The 19167-nt window shown below is 57.1% G+C and carries 16 protein-coding genes; 4 read left to right on the top strand and 12 right to left on the bottom strand.

The window, feature by feature from the left end; all coding sequences use genetic code 11:
• Positions 1–57 precede the first annotated feature (57 nt).
• Together CKW31_RS22575 and CKW31_RS22570 are read right to left on the bottom strand one after the other, a co-directional pair.
• Positions 58–1023 (bottom strand): isopenicillin N synthase family oxygenase, encoded by a 966-nt coding sequence (locus tag CKW31_RS22575; RefSeq protein WP_095100353.1) that lies wholly within the window; start codon positions 1021–1023, stop codon positions 58–60.
• Between the two features lie 166 nt (positions 1024–1189).
• Positions 1190–2287 (bottom strand): BMP family ABC transporter substrate-binding protein, encoded by a 1098-nt coding sequence (locus tag CKW31_RS22570; RefSeq protein WP_095100351.1) that lies wholly within the window; start codon positions 2285–2287, stop codon positions 1190–1192.
• A 418-nt stretch (positions 2288–2705) separates the two neighbouring features.
• Here CKW31_RS22570 and CKW31_RS22565 point away from each other — a divergent pair, with 418 nt between their 5' ends.
• Positions 2706–3797, top strand: a complete 1092-nt coding sequence (locus CKW31_RS22565; RefSeq protein ID WP_095100349.1) for a calcium:proton antiporter — start codon at positions 2706–2708, stop codon at positions 3795–3797.
• A gap of 139 nt (positions 3798–3936) precedes the next feature.
• On the opposite strand, the gene CKW31_RS22560 is transcribed toward CKW31_RS22565, so the two are convergent.
• From CKW31_RS22560 to CKW31_RS22550, 3 genes are all read right to left on the bottom strand, one after another.
• On the bottom strand, positions 3937–5292 hold the full coding sequence (locus CKW31_RS22560; RefSeq protein ID WP_095100347.1) for an 8-oxoguanine deaminase: 1356 nt from the start codon (positions 5290–5292) through the stop codon (positions 3937–3939).
• A 299-nt stretch (positions 5293–5591) separates the two neighbouring features.
• Complete coding sequence (locus CKW31_RS22555; RefSeq protein WP_095100345.1) at positions 5592–6281, bottom strand: SDR family oxidoreductase; 690 nt, start codon at positions 6279–6281, stop codon at positions 5592–5594.
• Positions 6282–6300: 19 nt separating this feature from the next.
• Positions 6301–6651, bottom strand: coding sequence for a MerR family transcriptional regulator (locus CKW31_RS22550; protein WP_095100343.1), 351 nt, complete (start codon positions 6649–6651; stop codon positions 6301–6303).
• A gap of 244 nt (positions 6652–6895) precedes the next feature.
• Between CKW31_RS22550 and CKW31_RS22545 the strand changes: the two genes are divergently transcribed.
• Positions 6896–7378 carry a hypothetical protein gene (locus tag CKW31_RS22545; protein WP_095100341.1) on the top strand — a complete coding sequence of 161 codons (483 nt, stop codon included), beginning with the start codon at positions 6896–6898 and terminating at the stop codon, positions 7376–7378.
• A 10-nt stretch (positions 7379–7388) separates the two neighbouring features.
• On the opposite strand, the gene CKW31_RS22540 is transcribed toward CKW31_RS22545, so the two are convergent.
• From CKW31_RS22540 to CKW31_RS22510, 7 genes are all read right to left on the bottom strand, one after another.
• The gene (locus CKW31_RS22540) at positions 7389–8315 is read right to left on the bottom strand and encodes an ABC transporter permease (RefSeq protein ID WP_095100339.1); all 927 of its coding nucleotides are present in this window, start codon (positions 8313–8315) and stop codon (positions 7389–7391) included.
• Complete coding sequence (locus CKW31_RS22535; RefSeq protein WP_095100337.1) at positions 8315–9418, bottom strand: ABC transporter permease; 1104 nt, start codon at positions 9416–9418, stop codon at positions 8315–8317. The genes CKW31_RS22540 and CKW31_RS22535 overlap by 1 nt, the downstream gene beginning before the upstream one ends.
• An 11-nt stretch (positions 9419–9429) precedes the next feature.
• Positions 9430–10998 carry an ABC transporter ATP-binding protein gene (locus CKW31_RS22530; protein ID WP_095100335.1) on the bottom strand — a complete coding sequence of 523 codons (1569 nt, stop codon included), beginning with the start codon at positions 10996–10998 and terminating at the stop codon, positions 9430–9432.
• 785 nt (positions 10999–11783) lie between these two features.
• A complete protein-coding gene (locus CKW31_RS22525; protein WP_095100333.1) occupies positions 11784–12374 on the bottom strand; it encodes a YigZ family protein in 591 nt (196 codons plus the stop codon).
• A 33-nt stretch (positions 12375–12407) separates the two neighbouring features.
• Positions 12408–13070, bottom strand: a complete 663-nt coding sequence (locus CKW31_RS22520) for a TetR/AcrR family transcriptional regulator (RefSeq protein WP_027901271.1) — start codon at positions 13068–13070, stop codon at positions 12408–12410.
• Between the two features lie 75 nt (positions 13071–13145).
• Positions 13146–14537 carry a uracil-xanthine permease family protein gene (locus tag CKW31_RS22515; RefSeq protein WP_095100331.1) on the bottom strand — a complete coding sequence of 464 codons (1392 nt, stop codon included), beginning with the start codon at positions 14535–14537 and terminating at the stop codon, positions 13146–13148.
• 265 nt (positions 14538–14802) lie between these two features.
• Complete coding sequence (locus tag CKW31_RS22510) at positions 14803–15723, bottom strand: LysR family transcriptional regulator (protein WP_095100329.1); 921 nt, start codon at positions 15721–15723, stop codon at positions 14803–14805.
• Positions 15724–15850: 127 nt separating this feature from the next.
• On the opposite strand from CKW31_RS22510, the gene CKW31_RS22505 reads away from it, so the two are divergent.
• Both CKW31_RS22505 and CKW31_RS22500 read left to right on the top strand, forming a co-directional pair.
• Positions 15851–17197 (top strand): aspartate aminotransferase family protein, encoded by a 1347-nt coding sequence (locus tag CKW31_RS22505; protein WP_095100327.1) that lies wholly within the window; start codon positions 15851–15853, stop codon positions 17195–17197.
• Between the two features lie 64 nt (positions 17198–17261).
• Positions 17262–18755, top strand: coding sequence for a CoA-acylating methylmalonate-semialdehyde dehydrogenase (locus CKW31_RS22500; RefSeq protein ID WP_095100325.1), 1494 nt, complete (start codon positions 17262–17264; stop codon positions 18753–18755).
• The last annotated feature ends 412 nt before the right edge of the window (positions 18756–19167 follow it).

Raw genomic sequence — 19167 nt, 5'->3', positions numbered from 1 at the left:
CGGCATTCTACAGAGTCATGCTTCGGGATGGGCAAAACCTGACCAAGCGGTTCAAATTTACCCGGCCTCCTGCTCCCGCCGATAAGCGTAGGTATCGGCGAAACGCGACAACAGGAATGCCGAGCAAGTGGTCACAGGATAGCGCGCAGGCTCGGTTTCGCTCTTGCAACCGGGCAGGCATTCAATTTCGGTGTCCGGGTTGGGCTCGACGAAAAACGGCATGGAGTAGCGATCAACGCCCAGGGGGCTGACCACCCGATGAGGCGTGGACACATATCGGTCGTTGCTCCAGCGCGCCATCATGTCGCCGATGTTGACCACGAATGTGCCGTCAATCGGCGGCGCATCGATCCACTGGCCGCGCACATCACGCACTTGCAGTCCGCCCGCAGAGTCCTGATGCAGAAGGGTGATACAGCCGTAATCTGTGTGTGCCCCGGCGCCTTGTTGTTCGGCGCTGGTGGCAGTATGGCGCGGCGGGTAGTGGATAAAGCGCAGCACGCTGACGGGGGCGACAAAGCGCTTGTCGAAGAAATCACGCTCAATGCCCAGCGCGACAGTGATCGCCTGAAGCAACTTCTGCGCGAGGGCCTGCATGTCCAGATAATGCTGTTCCATCAAGGCTTCCCAGCCCGGCATGTCTGGATGTCGGTTGGGGCCACGCAATGGTTTTGCAGCGACGACCTCAGGGTGATCGGCGGGCAAATGAAAGCCCATGTCGAAGGTTTCCTTGAGATCGCTCGGTATATTCGGGTCCAGCTGTTCGGTCGCGATAGCGCCATAGCCGCGGTGATGACGGCTTTGGGTGATGTCGATCTTGAGCTTTTCAGCCTCCGGCAGGGCGAAGAATTGCTGCGCCGTGCTGACTACCTGTTCAATACGCTCGGCACTGATCGGGTGGCCCTTGATATAGAAGAAACCCCACTCCCGACAGGCCTGGTCGATTTGCCGGGCGATGTCTTGCCAGGCGAGTTGGTCATCGCTGTAGAGCGGGGCGATGTCGATGATGGGGAGTTGGTTCACGGTGGATTGTCTCTGGTTTGACGTGATTGTTTGTTTGCAACCGTCGATGATCCCTGTAGGAGCTGCCGAAGGCTGCGAAAGCGGTCTTTCTGACACCCCTACTTTCGCAGCCTTCGGCAGCTCCTACAGACAATAGCTTCCACAAGTTTTGAGTTGCTCGTCTTGATTATTTCGGCAATTCCGCCTTGATGCCTTCAACGTAATAGTTCATTGAGGCCAGTTCTGCATTGGTCGCAACCTGGCCAGCCGGGATTTTCACTGTGCCGGTCTGATCCTTGATCGGGCCGGTGAACGGGTGGAATGCGCCACTTTTGATGTCGGCAATGATCTTCTCGGCTTCTGCCTTCACGTCCGCCGGGACGATATCGCTGATCGGCAGCTCAACCGTGCCTTCCTTCAGACCGCCCCAGTAATCCTGAGATTTCCAGGTGCCATTGATCACGCCTTCAGTCGCCTGAATGTAGTGCGGCCCCCAGTTGTTGACGATGGAAGTCAGTACCGCTTTCGGGCCGAAGTGGGCCATGTCCGAGGCATAACCCACGGCATAGACACCGCGACGTTCGGCCGTCTGGATCGGCGCCGGGCTGTCGGTGTGCTGGAACATGACGTCCACGCCCTGATCGATCAGCGCGTTGGCAGCGTCAGCTTCTTTGCCCGGATCGAACCAGGAGTTGACCCATACCACTTTGATTTCAGTGCCCGGGTTGTACTTGTTCAACGCCAGCTGGATCGCGTCGATGTCACGCAGGACTTCCGGGATCGGGAACGATGCGACGTAACCGACCTTTTTGGTCTTGGTCATTTTGGCCGCCAGGAACCCACCGACGTAGCGACCTTCATAGGTGCGCGCCAGGTAGGTACCCATGTTCTTGTCCTGTTTGTAGCCAGTGGCGTGCTCGAAAGTCACTTTCGGGAACTGTTTGGCGACCTTCAGTGTTGGGTTCATGTAACCAAAGGAGGTGGTGAAGACCAGATCGTAGCCACCCTTAGCCATATTGCGGATGACGCGCTCAGCGTCGGCGCCTTCCGGCACGTTCTCGACATAACTGGTGGTGACCTTGTCGCCCAGAGCTTCAACCATGGCCTTGCGGCCCTGTTCATGCTGATACGTCCAGCCGTGGTCGCCGATCGGGCCGATGTAGACGAACCCTACTTTCAACGGATCTGCCGCTGATGCCAGCAGACTGGAACCCAGGCCGACGACCGCAGCCATGGCACACAGCAATTTTTTCAGGGGGCGACGCGGGTGAGTGGTGGAGTGCATCGGGTCTAGCTCCTTGTGGTCTTGTTGGCACGGCCGTCTAAGCGGGTTGCTCGAACAATGCAAAAAACTGACCAACTGGACAGTTAATGACAGGGCTAGCCTCTCAATCGATTTAGCCTTGGCAGGACGATGCCAGACGGTGCAGAACCGGCTGGCTTTGCTGCTAACTGGTGCAAGCTGCTCTGCTGGACCTCTGTGGAATTCTGACGTGGGACCGGCTTTAGCCGGGAAGGCGGCATTTCTGATGATGGAGCTATGGCGGCTGTACCGGCCTCTTCCCGGCTAAAGCCGGTCCCACGTCATTCGCCCCAATATTCAGGATCTCACCTATTTTGAAACCTTTGCTTACACTCGACACTCTCAACGCCTTGAACACGTTATCCGGACGTTTCACCCAGGAAGGTTTATAGGCTAGTCAATGGGCTCAATACTCAAGCAAGAAAAATTTCTCCTGCTCGCGATCATCGCGACAGTTGTCGCCTACGTGTTCGAGCACTCGTTCCTCAATAATGGGCAGGGCGTGGCGCTGACGGCGGGGATTGCGCTGGTAGGTTTCATCGTCTGTGCATCGTTGCGCGTGGCTCACCACGCCGAATTGCTTGCAGAGAAAGTCGGCGATCCCTACGGCACCATGATCCTCACCCTGTCGGCGGTGCTGGTGGAAGTCGTGATCCTGGCGATCATGATGAGCAACGAACCGTCGCCAACGTTGGTGCGCGATACGATTTACTCAGCCGTGATGCTCGATATCAACGGCATCCTTGGGCTGGCCGCTCTGATGGGCGGTATCAAGCATGGCGAGCAGTCTTACAACGACGATTCAGCCCGCACCTACAGCGTGATGATTCTCACCGCGATGGGCGTATCCATGGTGGTGCCGGAGTTCATCCCCGAAGGTGACTGGAAGCTGTATTCGGCGTTCACCATTGGCGCGATGATTCTGCTCTACACCCTGTTCCTGCGCATGCAGGTCGGGCCGCACAGCTACTTTTTCAGCTACAGCTATCCAGAGAAGAAGAAGCGCAAGGACCAGCCTGAAGCGGAGGCCAAGCCGGTCAATCTGACGCTGTCCATCGGAACCCTGGTGCTTGGTGTGGTGGTGATTGGCGCACTGGCGGAAGTGATGTCCAAGACCGTTGATTTGGGTCTTGAAGGCACTGGCGCACCGCCGGTCATGACAGCGATTCTGGTGGCAGCCATTTCTGCCGCACCGGAGATTCTGACGGCATTGCGCGCGGCCCTGGCCAACCGTATGCAATCGGTGGTGAACATCGCTCTTGGTGCATCGCTATCGACGGTTATCCTGACCGTACCCGTCATGGAGGCCATGGCACTTTACAGTGGCCAACCGTTTCAAATGGCGATGACCCCGGTGCAGACCGTGATGATTTTCATCACCCTGCTGGTGAGCGCCATCAACCTCAATGACGGTGAAACCAACGCGATAGAAGGCATGACCCACTTCGTGTTGTTTGCGACGTTCATCATGTTGTCGTTGTTGGGGTTGTGAATCCTCAAACTGCGCTACTGTGCTGCAAACGAATGATCTGTAGGAGCGCACGAGCACCGCGAGGCCGCGATAGCGGTATATCAGGCAGAACGCCATCGCTGCCTCGCATTGCTCGTGAGTTCCTACAGGAATGGGTTCATCAGCCGCGAATCAACGCCCGCGCCGCCTGGCTGTGATCAGCAATCAATCCCTTCAGGTCCAGCCCTTCGACTTGCCCATCGATCACTCGCCACTGGCCGCCAATCATCACCCGATCAGCACGATCGGCGCCGCACAACAGCAGCGCCGACAATGGATCGTGGCTGCCGGAGAAGCGCAGTTCATCCAGCTTGAACAGTGCCAGGTCCGCCTGTTTACCGACTGCCAGTTCACCGATGTCGCTACGACCAAGTAACTGCGCCGAACCCTTTGTGGCCCAGCCAAGCACCAGTTCGGGTGTGATCTTTTCTGCGCCATAACGCAGACGTTGCAGATACAGCGCCTGCCGTGTTTCGAGGATCATGTTCGAGGCGTCATTGGAAGCCGAGCCGTCTACGCCAAGCCCCAACGGCGCGCCTGCTTCGATCAGATCAAGTGTCGGGCAAATGCCGGAAGCCAGGCGCATGTTGGAGCTCGGGCAATGGCAAACACCGGTGCCTGCCGCGCCCAGTCGGGCTATTTCGTCAGGGTTGAAATGAATGCCGTGGGCCAGCCAGGTTCGCGGTCCCAGCCAGCCAACGCTGTCGAGATAATCCACCGTGCGCAGGCCGAAACGCTGCAGGCAGAAATCTTCTTCCTCGAGGGTTTCGGCCAGGTGAGTGTGCAGGCGCACGTCGAGCTTCTCCGCCAATGCTGCGCTTTCACGCATGATCTGCGGCGTAACCGAAAAGGGTGAGCAGGGTGCCAGGGCAATCTGGATCTGCGCGCCCGCGCCGCGCTGGTGATAGCGCTCGATCAGGCGCTGGCTGTCTTCAAGGATGACTTCGCCCTGCTGCACGGTTTGTTGCGGCGGCAAACCTCCATCGTCTTCACCCAGGCTCATTGAGCCGCGAGTGAGCATGGCGCGCATGCCCAATTCGCGGACGCTTTCAACCTGGACATCGATGGCGTTTTCCAGGCCGTTCGGGAACAGATAGTGATGGTCTGCCGCAGTGGTGCAACCCGACAGCAGCAACTCGACCAGTGCGACTTTACTGGCCAGCGCCAGTTTCTCGGGAGTCAAACGCGCCCAGACGGGATACAAGGTTTTCAGCCACGGAAACAAAGGCTGGTTGACCACCGGAGCCCAGGCACGCGTCAGTGTTTGATAAAAGTGGTGATGGGTATTGATCAAACCCGGCAGCAGCACATGCTCGCGGGCGTCGAATACTTGATCGCACGGGCTGGCGGGTAGCTGACCGGCGCCGAGCAGTTCGACAATGACACCGTTTTCAATCACCAGACCGCCTCGGGCATCGAGGGCATTGGCCGTGAAAACAGCGAGGGGATTTTTCAACCAGATACGGATCGCAGGCATCGTGCCGGCTCCTCTGAAAGACAGGTTCAGGTTAGCCAGCTCAGTGTTGCCCTGTCTGCTGATCCAGAGGCGCCGGGTGGATCTCGGCGCCCGGCGATTCTAACCGCATTTTTGTCGGGGCGGGATCTTTTGTGGAAGATTCCATGTTGGCTTGCAAGCCGACGTGGGACCGGCTTTAGCCGGGAAAGCGGTATTCCTGACGACCCATTATCAGTGACTGCTCCGGCCTTTTCTCGGCTAAAGCCGGTCCCAAGACATTCAACAAGCACCGCACACAGGAAATTGCGATTTCTGCACTATCACCAGGGGATCGTCTCGCCTTTGTAATCCACAAAGTAATGCCCGCCTTTACCTGCGTAGTTCACGAGCTGCTCCACTAAACCGTGGGTGCTGGTTTGGACATCGATAGCCGCACCTTCGCCGCCCATGTCGGTTTTCACCCAGCCCGGGTGCAAAGACAAGACGGTTGGGCGAGGCTCTGGCAACTGCAGGACGAACGTGTTGGTCAGGGAGTTCAGCGCCGCTTTGCTCGCTTTGTACAGCGAAGCATCTGCACCGTCCGGACAGGTTACGCTGCCGAATCTGGAACTCATGAAAGCCAATACACCCGTGGTTGGGCGCATCTGCTGGACGAGGCGCTCAGCCAGCCGGATAGGTGCAATGGCGTTGGTGAGAAATAATTGAGTCAGTTCAGCCGTGGTGATCTGCTCGGCGCTTTGTGGTCTTGGCCCCATTATTCCGGCATTGATGACCAGAGCATCAAAGACTTGCCCCTGCAGCTTGCTTTTCAGGGCATCCAGAGACGCCACGTCATCCAGATCCAGGGTCTCGACACGGACACCAGATATTGCTTTGAGGTCAGTCGCTTTTTGTGGATCGCGAACGGTGGCGATGACGTTCCAGTTTTGTTCGGTCAGTTGTTTGACCAGTCCGAGGCCGATGCCACGAGAGGCTCCGACGATCAGTGCAGTTTTTTGAGTAGACAAGATTTTTCTCCTTGAAAAGTTATCAGGGGCTTAGCGGGCAGCTCTGGCCCAGACGGTTCTGCAATTCGGTGCGCAATTCGCCGAGTGCTTCAATTCGCGTCTCGATCAGCACGAGCTTGTCCCAGAGTAGTTGAGCAATGGCCAGATCTGGCGCAGGCGTCTTCCAGAGTTCGGCAACGCTGTGGCCGATTTCGTTCAGGCTGAAACCCAGGCGCTGTGCGGTTTTGATGAACTGCACCAACTGCACCATCTCCGCAGGATAGTGCCGATAGCCGTTAGCGCTGCGTTGCGCGGCAATCAAACCACGCTGCTCATAGAACCGCAGAGTGTCGCGGCTGACCGCGGTGGCTTGAGCCAATTCACCAATGCGCATTTTTCCGTCCCTTGGGGTTGACCATGGAGCGTACTCCAGCCTTTAGCCTCCTGCCATGTCTGCAAAATACTAATTTCTTAGGAAATTCTATGTTTGCTCGTGGAGGAGGACGTGGGACCGGCTTTAGCCGGGAAGGCGGTGTTTCTGACGACCCTTTATCAGTAACTGTCCCGGCCTTTTCCCGGCTAAAGCCGGTCCCACGACATCGCTTCAATATTGAGATCACAGCGCCAGGAGAGTTTATATGTGGCAACCGCAACACTATCGCCAACTCGTTCGTGCCAGTGGCTGGTACGACCTGATCGTCACGGCTGCTTTTGTAACACCCTGGAGTTTTGCCGTATTGCACGGAGTGTTATCCAGCTTGAGTCAGGCCTGGAGTGTGCCCGGTGCGCTGCCCACATTCGAGCCCATGCATATGTTGATGGCCAACCTGCTGGGTTCGATCGTTTGCGTGTGGTCAGTGCTACGGATTCGCGATCCGCAAGCGGTTTTCGGGCGTTACGACGCAGTAGGTCGATTGCTGTTCGCGACGTGGCAGGCCTATGCCCTGATGCAGGGGGCGACGTGGTTGCTGGCGGGATTCCTGATCATGGAATTGATCTGGGCGGTGTTGCAGCTGTGGCCCCGTGGGACCGGCTTTAGCCGGGAATGCGTCCTTACCGCCAATAAAAATTTATCGGCTGTGCGGGCTTCTTCCCGGCTAAAGCCGGTCCCACGTCATTGAGCTGTGAGTCTCAATGCCCCGCCTGCCATGGCTGCCCCAGAGAAACCGGAGCATACAGCCTTGTGCGCAGGGCATTACGCGACAGCAGCACCAATACCACGATGGTCGCCACGTAAGGCAGCATGGCCAACAGGTTAGACGGGATCGCCAGGCCTATACCCTGCGCCACCAAATGCAGGATGCTGGCGAGGCCGAACAGGTACGCACCCAACAGCAGGCGCCACACTCTCCAACTGGCGAACACCACCAGCGCCAAGGCGATCCAGCCGCGCCCGGCGCTCATGTTTTCAGCCCACATCGGCGTGTACGCCAAGGACAGATACGCCCCGGCCAGCCCGGCCATTGCGCCACCGAACAACACCGCCAGGGTTCGCACGCGCAGCACCGGCAAACCCATGGCGCTGGCGGCGTCCGGGTTCTCGCCAACTGCCTGAATGATCAGACCGACGCGGCTTTTCAACAGGGCCCAGGCCACCAGTGCAAACAACGCGAAGGACAGGTAAACCAGAATGTCCTGAGCAAACAGCATGCGGCCGATCAGCGGGATGTCGCTCAAGTAAGGAATCAGAATCGGTTCGAAACCTTGCAGCGGTTTACCTACCCAGGCTGCTCCGACGAAGCTCGACAAACCCACGCCAAAGATAGTCAGCGCCAAACCCGTTGCCACTTGATTGGCATTGAAGACCAGCGCCACCACCGCGAACAATCCCGACAGCAGCATCCCCGCCATCATCGCCAGCAGCACACCGAGCCACAGATTGCCGGTGCTCAAGGCGATGATGAAACCGATCACTGCGCCAAACAGCATCATGCCTTCCTGGCCCAGATTGAGAACGCCGCTTTTTTCGCAAATCAACTCGCCTAGGGCGACCAATAGCAGCGGCGTACCGCAACGCACCATGGCAAAGAAAATATTGCTCAGCAGATCGATATCCATCACACGGCTCCCGTGGCAGCGGGTGCCATCTGACGTTTGGCCCAGCGCGCTTTCAGGCGTGGGCGATAGAGAATCAGCACATCACAGGCCAGCAGGAAGAACAGCATCATTCCTTGAAACAGCTGGGTAATGGCTTGGGGAAGGTTCAGGGCCATTTGCGCGTTTTCGCCGCCTAGATAGAGCAGCGCCATCAGCAAACTGGCGAACAGAATACCGATCGGATTCAGGCGGCCGAGGAAGGCCACCGTGATCGCTGCATAGCCATAACCCGGTGACACTTGCGGGACCAATTGACCAATGGGGCCGGCGACTTCGCTGACTCCAGCCAAGCCAGCCAGTCCGCCGCTGATCAGCAAGGCCAGCCAGACCAGGCGTTTCTCGCGAAACCCGACAAAACCTGCCGCACGTTTATCCAGCCCCAGCACTTTGATCTGGAAACCGACAAAGCTGCGTTGCAGCAAAACCCAGACTGCGACCAAAGCCAGCAAGGCGAAATACACACCCGCATGCACGCGGCCGTCCTCGGTCAACAGCGGCAAGCGGCTGGCATCACCAAACATCGCTGACTCAGGAAAATTCATTCCGGCAGGGTCTTTCAGCGGTCCATGAACGAAGAACAGCAACAGGTTCAGCGCGATGTAGTTGAGCATGATGCTGGTCAGGATTTCATTGGCGTTGAAGTGGGTGCGCAGCCAGGCAGTCAAACCCGCCCATGCTGCACCACCCAATGTGCCGACCAGCAGAATCAGGACCAAGGCCCAGCGGCTTTCCATATCAATGATATTGACCGCCAGGGCACTCCCCGCCAGCGCGCCCATCAACAACTGGCCTTCTGCGCCGATGTTCCAGATGCGCGCCTGATAAGCGACCGCCAAACCCAACGCGCAGAGCAGAATTGGCAGCGCCTTGACCATCAGTTCGGATACGCCATACCAGTCGCTGACCGGTGCAATCAACAAGGTATGCAGAGTGAGCAATGGGTCCAGGCCCAGAGCGATAAACAATAATGAGCCGCAGATCAGGGTCAATACTGCGGCCAGCAGTGGCGAAAACCACAGCATGGCTCGCGATTGTTGCCCGCGCGGTTCCAGAGAGAGCAGCATCGGAAACTCCGTTAATTAAGCGCGGCGGCTTGGAATTGAGGTTGAGTGGCAGACGGGGCATCGAATTCACCGGCCATCCAGCCGCCGACCTGCACGGGCGAGGTTTGCCCGGTCGGCACGAGAGGGGAGAGCCTGCCACTGCTCAGCGCTGCAAGGCGGTCGCTGATCTGGAAGAGTTCGTCGAGGTCTTCGGAAATCACCAGGATTGCTGCGCCCGCATCACGCAAGGCAATCAGCGCGCGATGAATCGCTGCGGCGGCCCCCACGTCGACACCCCACGTTGGGTGCGCAGCCACCAGCAATTTCGGATTCTGCAAGATCTCGCGACCGAGAATGAATTTCTGCAAGTTGCCGCCGGAGAGACTGCGAGCGGGCGCCTGGGCATCTGGCGTCTTCACCGCGAAACGTTTGATGATCTCATCGGCCAGGCTTCTGACCTTGCCACGCTGGACCAGCCCGTTGCTGACCAGCCCTTGCTGAAAAGCAGTCAGCAACGCGTTATCACTGAGGCTCAAGTCCGGCACTGCGCCGTGCCCCAGTCGTTCCGCTGGAACAAACGCCAGGCCGTTCTTGCGCCGTGCATCAGGACGTAGATGGCCAACGCTCAAGTCGGCAAATCGAATACTGGATGACAGTGAGTTGCTCAATGTCTGTTCGCCGCTGAGCAGGGCTAGCAGCTCGTCCTGACCGTTACCCGCCACGCCTGCAATGCCGACGATTTCGCCGCTGCGCACTTCAAGGTCGAGATTCACCAGAGAGCAACCGAACGGATCGGGGTTGTGCCAGGAGAGTTTTTCCACCTGCAGGAACGGTTTCTGCCCCGCGACTTTGGGGTATTGCGCAGTCAGGCCTTCAGCGTCGCCGACCATCAGCCGCGCCAGCTCCAGATCCGAACACTGCGCCGGAATACAGTGTCCGGATACTTTGCCGCCTCGCAATACGGTGGCGCTATGACACAAGGCGCGAACCTCACCCAACTTGTGGCTGATAAACAGAATGCTGCAGCCTTCTGAGGCCAGGCGGCGCAGGGTGACGAATAGTTCATCGGCTTCCTGCGGCGTCAGTACCGAGGTCGGCTCATCGAGAATCAACAGGCGAATGTCCTGCATCAGGCAGCGAATGATTTCGACTTTCTGCCGCTCGCCGATCGACAGGCTGTGGACAAGTCGTTGTGGTTCTACCGCCATGCCGTAGCGCTGCGAGACCTCGCGAATTTTTGGTTCAAGTTGCTTTGGCGTACCGGCCGCGCCGCCCATTGCCAACGCGATGTTCTGGGCGACTGTCAGGGTTTCGAATAACGAGAAATGCTGGAACACCATGCCGATGCCCAAGCTGCGGGCCTGTGCCGGATTACGCATTTTCAGAGCCTGTCCCTGCCAGACTATTTCGCCTGAATCGGGCTGCGTCACGCCGTAGATGATTTTCATCAGGGTGCTTTTGCCTGCGCCGTTTTCGCCAAGCAGGGCGTGGATTTCTCCGGGGGCAATATTCAGGTCAATGGCATCGTTGGCCAGGCAGCCGGGATAGCGCTTGCTGATGGCACGCAGTTGCAGGCGTGCAGATGTCACAGGGTTTGGCATGACAGGCTCAAGGTAAGAGGATCGCCTGTGGATAAAGCAATTTCCTGGCCAGGCAGTCAGGTTTTTGCAGGTAAATACCGATTTGCTTGTAACGGCGAAGTCCCGAGGGCTAGAGCCTGGGGTCTGCGATGGAGCAGATAGTCCATATCGGCACCAGATCAGGGCGTCAGGCTGAGGGAATGATTCAATTTCGCACAGTCCACTTGAGTAAAAAACATACAGTCACCGTCAAGTGAGGCAACTCCGGCATTACCGCAACCCTTGCACCTGTTATCCACAGGTTGCTCCACAGTAAATGTGTGCAAGCTCAAAGGTGCGGTATAAGCAGGCAATTGGTAGTAGCGACTGACGATAACGAACTGTAACGCGCTGTTTTTACATCTCTTTTGTTGTTATATGACAGATTTGTATAAAAAATGATCGATCGGCTGAAAGCCAGGTACGGCAAGGCTTGCGGCCGCATGTGCTCAGCTTATCCACAGCCGGATGCACAGTAATTGTGTGTAGGCCCGACATCTGCGCGCCCACGACATCGCTTAGAGTTTGAGGGAGCCGAGCCTGCTCGCGATAAGGTCGGACGCAATCCAAAGTGAACCGCGTCCACCTTTATCGCGAGCAAGCTCAGCTCCCACAAACCACAAAAGTGATGCGATCTCAAATATCCGCGCGATGTCGTGGGACCGGCTTTAGCCGGGAAGGCGGTATTTCTACAGATGAATACTCATCTGCTGTCCCGGCTTCTTCCCGGCTGAAGCCGGTCCCACGTCGCCAGGGGGGGCTTTGTATCATTCCCCGTCTTTGCTCAAAACTATCCGCCCCCGGCTCAAGTCCGCCAACTGCCGCTGCAGCACTTCAACCTGCTCGGGGCCAACTGCAATCGCAAGGTCCACTCCGTTGGCGGTGAAGTCTTCCTGCTGCACCAAGCCGTTGAGCTCCGCCACCCGCAACTTGACGAGCGCCAATTCGCTGAAGCTGCAAGACAGACTCAACGGCACGCGAGTGATCAGCGGCAGACGCTCAGCCTGTTGCAGGCATTTATTGGCACCACCGCCATAGGCCCGGGCGAGGCCGCCGGTACCCAGTTGAATGCCGCCGTACCAGCGAATCACCAGCACGACGACCTGATCAAATTCCTGAGCTTCGATGGCGGCCAGAATCGGTCGGCCCGCAGTCCCGCCAGGTTCGCCATCGTCATTGCTGCGGTATTGATCGGCCAGTTTCCAGGCCCAGCAATTGTGAGTCGCGTTGAAGTCGCTGTTCTGCTCGATAAACGCTTGTGCGTCGGCGGCGCTGGAGATGGGCGCGGCCAGGGTGATGAAGCGGCTCTTGCGAATCTCTTCGCGAAATTCGCAAGGGCCAACCAGAGTAAAGGGCATGCGTGGGTTCCAGCTGTAAACAGATTCCGCCAGTTAAGCGCCTGGAGGCGTCAGGCCGCAACCCTTGAGGATGATGCGAATGAGATTATCGCCTGCAACTTCCATGTCTTGCTTGGTCAGGCGAGTGCGTCCGGTCACCTGGCAGATTTGCGTAGCAAAGTCGGCGTAGTGTTGAGTACTGCCCCACAGTAGAAAGATCAGGTGCACCGGATCTACCGGATCCATCTTGCCTGCATCGATCCACGCCTGAAAAACCGAGGCTCGCCCTTGAAACCAGGCCTGGTAATCCTGGCTGAAATACTGATTGAGGCATTCGCCGCCGCTGATGATCTCCATCGCAAAAATCCGCGAAGCCTGAGGCTGACGACGGGAGAATTCCATCTTGGCGCGGATGTAGCGGCTCAGTGCCAATGCCGGGTCATCCTCAACGGTCAGGTTGTTGAAGGTGCTATCCCATAACTCGAGGATGTTGCTGAGTACCGCAACGTACAAGCCAAGCTTGTTAGTGAAGTAGTAATGAAGGTTGGCCTTGGGCAGCCCGGCGTTCAGCGCGATGGTATTCATGCTGGTGCCTTTGAAGCCGTGACGAGCGAACTCGTCCTCGGCGGCTTTGATAATGGCCTCTTCATTCTTCTGACGAATGCGACTGGCGGGCTTTGTGCCGTGACTACTGTGCGCAGGGACTTCAAGGATCATGGGGCCGTTCCGGACAGATCAAGGGGGTACAACGCTGAACAGCTAACCCAATCAGGTGTTCAGCATTATCAGTAGTTAGCGTGTCGATGGCTCACTTTCGGTTGCAGATTCTGTACCTGCAACGCTCGCCTTGTCCTCTGGCAATAACAGGCTCATCACGATGGCTGTGATGCCGCCGCTGGTGATCGCCGAGTCGAACAGGTTTTGCACCAGTTTAGGCAGGTGATGCAGCAAGGCCGGTTGGGAAGCGATGCCCAAGCCAACACCAAAAGAAGTGGCAATTATCAGCATGCTGCGCCGATCCAGCGGCGCTTGAGCCAGAATGCGCACGCCTGCCGCGGCGACGCTGCCGAACATGACCAGGGTTGCACCGCCGAGGACGGGTTTGGGGATTTGTTGCAGCAAAGCGCCAATGGTCGGGAATAAACCGAGCATGAACAGGACTGCGCCGATGTACAGGCCGACATAACGACTGGCGACACCGGTGAGCTGAATCACACCATTGTTTTGCGCAAAAGTGGTATTCGGAAAGGCACTGAAGGTTGCGGCGATCATGCAACTGAATCCATCCCCCAATACGCCACCTTTAAGCCGGGCAATATACGTGGGACCACTTATAGGTTTTTTAGCGAGCATGCAGTTGGCGGTCAGGTCGCCAACTGTTTCGATAGTGCTGATCAGATAAATCAGCGCGACGGGTAGGAAAGCTGTCCAGTCGAAGGCGAAACCGAACCTGAATGGGATCGGTACGCTGATCAGGGGCAGGTCGCCAACGGAATGAGGTACCAGCTTTCCGCTGAACCACGCCGCCAGGCTCCCGGCAGCCAGGCCGATGATGATCGCGGACAAGCGTATCCATGGCGTATTCGACCGGTTGAGCAGAATGATAACGATCAGCACGAAGCCGCCCAGTGCCAGATTCAGTGGCTCTCCAAAGTCCGGGGTGTTGAAACCACCGCCCAGATCCGTCACTCCGACTTTGATCAGGCTGACGCCGATCAGGGTGATCACGATGCCCGTGACCAAAGGCGTGATGACTCTGCGCAGTTGGCCAATGAAGCGACTCAATACAATCTGCACCATCGCGCCGAAAAAACAGACGCCGAAGATCATCGCCAGAATGTCTTCAGGGCTCCCGCCGCGTTGCTTGACCAGAAAACCGGCAGACAATACTGCGCCGAGAAAAGCAAAGCTGGTGCCTTGCAGGCAGATCATCCCTGCGCCAATCCCGAATGGACGACGTGCCTGGATGAAAGTCCCTACACCTGAAACCATCAGCGCCATACTGATCAGGTAAGGCATGTAGGCGCCCAGCCCCAATGCCGAGCCAATCACTAATGGTGGGGTGATGATGCCGACGAAACTGGCGAGTACGTGTTGCAGCGCAGCGAGTATTGCCGGTAATGGCTTGGGCCGATCATCGAGGCCGTAGATCAGATCGCTGCTGGGTGAGGCTTCGGGCTGCATGTCGTGCTCTCGCGGGTCGTTTGATATACCACTGTGCAAAAAGCTGTCCAAGTGCTCAGGTTTTTTGAGCGCTAATGTTTAGCGTATATCTGTCGCGGCGGCACCGGTCTCCATGGCACCGCGCCGTCGCGCAGCAAACTCATGACCTGTAGGAGTGAGCTTGCTCTCGATTCGGTCTCGTGGTCGACGAATTCATCTACTGAATTGACGCTATCGCGAGCAAGCTCACTCCTACAGTGCATTAGCCTGCAACTGGACAAATGTCTCACCGTGTAGCAGCCAGCGTCTGCAGAAAGCTCTCCAGCACCAAATGAGGGCGACGCCCTTTGCGGGTCACCGACACCAGACTCAGGTCATAAAAGCGCGATGCCGGTTTCAGTGCCCTCAAGCGACCCTGCTGCACCCAGAAGCTCGCGTAGTGATCCGGTAAATAGCCGATGTAACGCCCGGTAAGAATCAGAAACGCCATGCCTTCCCGATCCGACGCGCTGGCGGTGCAATTGAGCGCCTGGTAATGAGCCTGAATTTCTGCCGGCAAACGGAAGGTCGGCGCAATGGCATCCTGCTCAGCAAGGCGCACGTCATCCAGCGCAGCGTCGTCCATATAGAAAAGCGGGTGGCCCACCGCGCAGTAAAGCAACGACCGTTCGCTGTACAGCGGCTGATATTCAAGCCCCGACAAGGCGCTGGCCTGGGGCACGACGCCGACGTGCAAACGTCCGTCGAGTACGCCTTGCTCGACTTCATTCGGGGCAATCATGCGAATGTTGATGTGCACATCAGGTCCGCGCTCTTTCAACTGGGCCAGTGCGTGAGTGATGCGCATGTGGGGGAGGGTGACCAGATTGTCGGTCAGACCAATGTTCAGTTCGCCACGCAAATGCTGATGCAGGCCGTTGACCTCGGTGCGGAAGCTTTCCAGTGCGCTCAGCAGTTGTAGCGCCGACTGATAAACCTCACGGCCCTCTTCGGTCAACGAAAATCCTGCGCGACCGCGCTGACAAAGGCGCAAGCCCAGGCGCTGTTCCAGATCACTCATTTGCTGGCTGATGGCCGAACGGCCTATGCCAAGCGCGCTTTCGGCCGCGGAGAACCCGCCCGACTCGACTACGCTTCGAAAGATGCGCAGCAATCGAATATCAAAATCGCTGACTTGTGCCAGTGGATCGGGGCGACGGCTGCTCATAGTTTAGTCATTGGCTAACTAAAGATCGTAAAAGTTGAGTTTTCACGACTTTATCCCCGTGGCACCGTAGCTGCATCAAGTATTTGCAGTCACTCAATCGCCCAGCGCTCAAGCGAGGTCCGTTTCGATGAACAGTTTCGAGTCGTCCGACATGTCTATTGCCAGCCAACTGAAGCTTGATGCTCATTGGATGCCCTACACCGCCAACCGCAATTTCCAGCGCGATCCGCGCTTGATCGTCGCGGCGAATGGCAGTTACCTGACAGACGACAAGGGACGCAAGATCTATGATGCGCTTTCTGGTCTGTGGACCTGCGGTGCGGGTCATACGCGCAAGGAAATTCAGGAGGCTGTCTCTAAACAACTGGGCATTCTGGACTATTCCCCGGGGTTTCAATTCGGTCACCCACTGTCGTTTCAGCTCGCTGAAAAAATCACCGAACTGACGCCGGGCAATCTGAATCACGTGTTTTATACCAACTCAGGTTCCGAGTGCGCCGACACCGCCGTGAAGATGGTGCGCGCCTACTGGCGTCTGAAAGGGCAAGCGACCAAAACCAAAATGATTGGCCGCGCGCGTGGCTATCACGGTGTGAACATCGCGGGCACCAGCCTCGGTGGAGTGAACGGCAACCGTAAGATGTTTGGCCAATTGATGGATGTGGATCATCTGCCGCATACCTTGCTGGCCAGCAACGCTTATTCGAAAGGCATGCCTGAGGCGGGCGGTATTGCTCTCGCGGATGAAATGCTCAAATTGATCGAGTTGCATGATGCCTCGAATATCGCTGCAGTCATCGTCGAGCCAATGGCGGGTTCCGCTGGCGTGATCGTGCCGCCTCAAGGCTATCTCAAGCGTCTGCGGGAAATCTGCGATCAGCACAACATCCTGCTGATCTTCGACGAAGTCATTACGGGCTTTGGTCGCACCGGCTCAATGTTTGGCGCAGACAGCTTTGGTGTGACGCCTGATCTGATGTGCATCGCCAAGCAAATTACCAACGGTGCCATTCCGATGGGGGCAGTGATTGCCAGCAGCGAGATCTATCAGACCTTCATGAACCAACCAACGCCTGAATACGCGGTTGAATTTCCGCACGGTTATACCTACTCCGCGCACCCGGTTGCCTGTGCGGCCGGTATTGCTGCGCTGGATCTGCTTCAACGTGAAAATCTTGTTCAGCAAGTTGCTGAAGTGGCGCCGCATTTCGAAAGCGCGCTGCATGGCATCAGAGGCACAAAGAACGTCGTCGACATTCGTAACTACGGTCTGGCGGGCGCTATCCAGATTGCGCCGCGAGATGGTGATGCAATTGTTCGTCCCTTCGAGGCCGGCATGAAACTCTGGAAGGCTGGCTTCTATGTACGTTTTGGCGGTGACACCCTGCAGTTCGGGCCAACCTTCAACAGCAAACCGCAAGACCTGGATCGTTTGTTCGATGCGGTTGGCGAAGCGCTGAATCAGATCGACTGATAAACCTCTTCTATATAGGTGACAGGCGCGGAGTTTGTTCGCGCCTGCTTTGTGGAGTCATTTCATGAGCAACATTCAACACTTGATCGACGGCCAATTGGTCAGCGATACCGGCCGCACTGCTGACGTGTTCAACCCGTCGACGGGTCAGGCCATCCATAAAGTCCCGTTGGCAAGTCGCGAAACCGTGCAACAAGCCATCGACTCGGCCAAGGCGGCGTTTCCGGCCTGGCGCAATACTCCTCCAGCAAAACGTGCCCAAGTGATGTTCCGCTTCAAGCAACTGCTGGAGCAGAATGAAGGCCGCATCGCGCAGTTGATTAGCGAAGAGCACGGCAAGACTCTCGAAGACGCGGCGGGTGAACTCAAGCGCGGTATCGAGAACGTTGAATACGCCTGTGCCGCACCGGAAATCCTCAAGGGCGAATACAGCCGCAACGTAGGGCCGAACATTGATGCCTGGTCCGACTTCCAGCCGCTGGGTGTCGTTGCCGGTATTACGCCGTTCAACTTTCCCGCCATGGTGCCACTGTGGATGTACCCGCTGGCGATCGCTTGCGGTAACTGTTTCATCCTCAAGCCGTCCGAGCGCGATCCGAGCTCCACGCTCCTGATCGCTCAATTGCTGCACGAAGCGGGTTTGCCCAAGGGCGTGCTCAATGTCGTCCATGGCGACAAGGCGGCGGTGGATGCGCTGATCGAAGCGCCGGAAGTCAAAGCGCTGAGTTTTGTCGGTTCAACGCCGATTGCCGAGTACATCTATAAAGAAGGCGCTGCACGCGGTAAACGAGTCCAGGCCTTGGGCGGCGCCAAGAACCATGCGGTGCTGATGCCGGATGCTGACCTGGACAACGCGGTCAGTGCGTTGATGGGCGCTGCTTACGGTTCGTGCGGCGAGCGCTGCATGGCCATCTCGGTTGCCGTGTGTGTGGGTGATCAGATTGCTGATGCGCTGGTGGCTAAACTGGTGCCGCAAATTGCTTCGCTGAAAATCGGTGCCGGTACAACCTGTGGGTTGGATATGGGGCCATTGGTCACCGGTCAGCATCGCGACAAAGTCAGCGGCTATATAGAAGACGGTGTGCAGGCTGGCGCCAAGTTGGTCGTTGATGGTCGCGGCTTGAGTGTTGCCGGTAATGAAGACGGCTTCTTCATGGGCGGCTGCCTCTTCGACCAGGTCACGCCAGAGATGCGCATCTATAAAGAAGAGATCTTCGGGCCAGTGCTGTGCATCGTGCGAGTTGCCAGCCTTGAGCAGGCGATGCAACTGATCAATGATCATGAGTACGGCAATGGCACCTGCATCTTCACTCGTGACGGTGAAGCGGCGCGTCTGTTCTGTGATGAGATTGAAGTGGGTATGGTTGGCGTCAACGTGCCGCTGCCAGTGCCGGTTGCCTATCACAGCTTCGGCGGCTGGAAGCGGTCGCTGTTCGGTGATCTGCATGCGTATGGGCCGGACGGTGTGCGCTTCTATACACGCCGTAAGGCTATTACGCAGCGTTGGCCGCAACGTGCGAGCCACGAAGCTTCGCAGTTTGCGTTTCCTAGTCTGTAAGTAGCCGATAGAGAAGGGGGAGCCGTTAGGCTCCCCCCTTTTGTTTTATGGGGCCTCAGGAAGATATGACAATTTAGTGAAATTAAGGGTTGACGGCCTCTCAGATCTCTCTATAATTCGCACCTCTTCTGGCGCAGACAGAACGAAAAACTCCTTGATAATCAATGAGTTGGACGATTCGGCTAGCGAAGAAGAGGCTTCGATGAAGTTGATCGAAAGCGGTGAAAAAAGGCAGTTGACAGCAGGTTGTAACGCTGTAGAATTCGCCTCCCGCTAACGAGCAATGTGATGTTGATCGAAGCGCAAGTGGTTGAAGTTGCAAAGGAAACTTTGAAAACTTCTTAAAATAACCGCTTGACAGATACAGAGGCTGCTGTAGAATGCGCGCCTCGGTTGAGACGAAAGCTCTTAA

It is taken from the genome of Pseudomonas sp. Irchel 3A5, assembly GCF_900187575.1.
In the GTDB taxonomy this organism is placed as follows: domain Bacteria; phylum Pseudomonadota; class Gammaproteobacteria; order Pseudomonadales; family Pseudomonadaceae; genus Aquipseudomonas; species Aquipseudomonas folii.
This window is presented reverse-complemented; position numbering and strand designations above follow the sequence as displayed.

Coding starts and splice junctions, on each gene's coding strand:
- CKW31_RS22560 (WP_095100347.1), bottom strand. CDS start 5,292: ATGCCTGCGATCCGTATCTGGTTGAAAAATCCCCTCGCTGTTTTCACG.
- CKW31_RS22505 (WP_095100327.1), top strand. CDS start 15,851: ATGAACAGTTTCGAGTCGTCCGACATGTCTATTGCCAGCCAACTGAAG.
- CKW31_RS22525 (WP_095100333.1), bottom strand. CDS start 12,374: ATGCCCTTTACTCTGGTTGGCCCTTGCGAATTTCGCGAAGAGATTCGC.
- CKW31_RS22545 (WP_095100341.1), top strand. CDS start 6,896: ATGTGGCAACCGCAACACTATCGCCAACTCGTTCGTGCCAGTGGCTGG.
- CKW31_RS22570 (WP_095100351.1), bottom strand. CDS start 2,287: ATGCACTCCACCACTCACCCGCGTCGCCCCCTGAAAAAATTGCTGTGT.
- CKW31_RS22535 (WP_095100337.1), bottom strand. CDS start 9,418: ATGCTGCTCTCTCTGGAACCGCGCGGGCAACAATCGCGAGCCATGCTG.
- CKW31_RS22515 (WP_095100331.1), bottom strand. CDS start 14,537: ATGCAGCCCGAAGCCTCACCCAGCAGCGATCTGATCTACGGCCTCGAT.
- CKW31_RS22540 (WP_095100339.1), bottom strand. CDS start 8,315: ATGGATATCGATCTGCTGAGCAATATTTTCTTTGCCATGGTGCGTTGC.
- CKW31_RS22565 (WP_095100349.1), top strand. CDS start 2,706: ATGGGCTCAATACTCAAGCAAGAAAAATTTCTCCTGCTCGCGATCATC.
- CKW31_RS22520 (WP_027901271.1), bottom strand. CDS start 13,070: ATGATCCTTGAAGTCCCTGCGCACAGTAGTCACGGCACAAAGCCCGCC.
- CKW31_RS22500 (WP_095100325.1), top strand. CDS start 17,262: ATGAGCAACATTCAACACTTGATCGACGGCCAATTGGTCAGCGATACC.
- CKW31_RS22550 (WP_095100343.1), bottom strand. CDS start 6,651: ATGCGCATTGGTGAATTGGCTCAAGCCACCGCGGTCAGCCGCGACACT.
- CKW31_RS22530 (WP_095100335.1), bottom strand. CDS start 10,998: ATGCCAAACCCTGTGACATCTGCACGCCTGCAACTGCGTGCCATCAGC.
- CKW31_RS22510 (WP_095100329.1), bottom strand. CDS start 15,723: ATGAGCAGCCGTCGCCCCGATCCACTGGCACAAGTCAGCGATTTTGAT.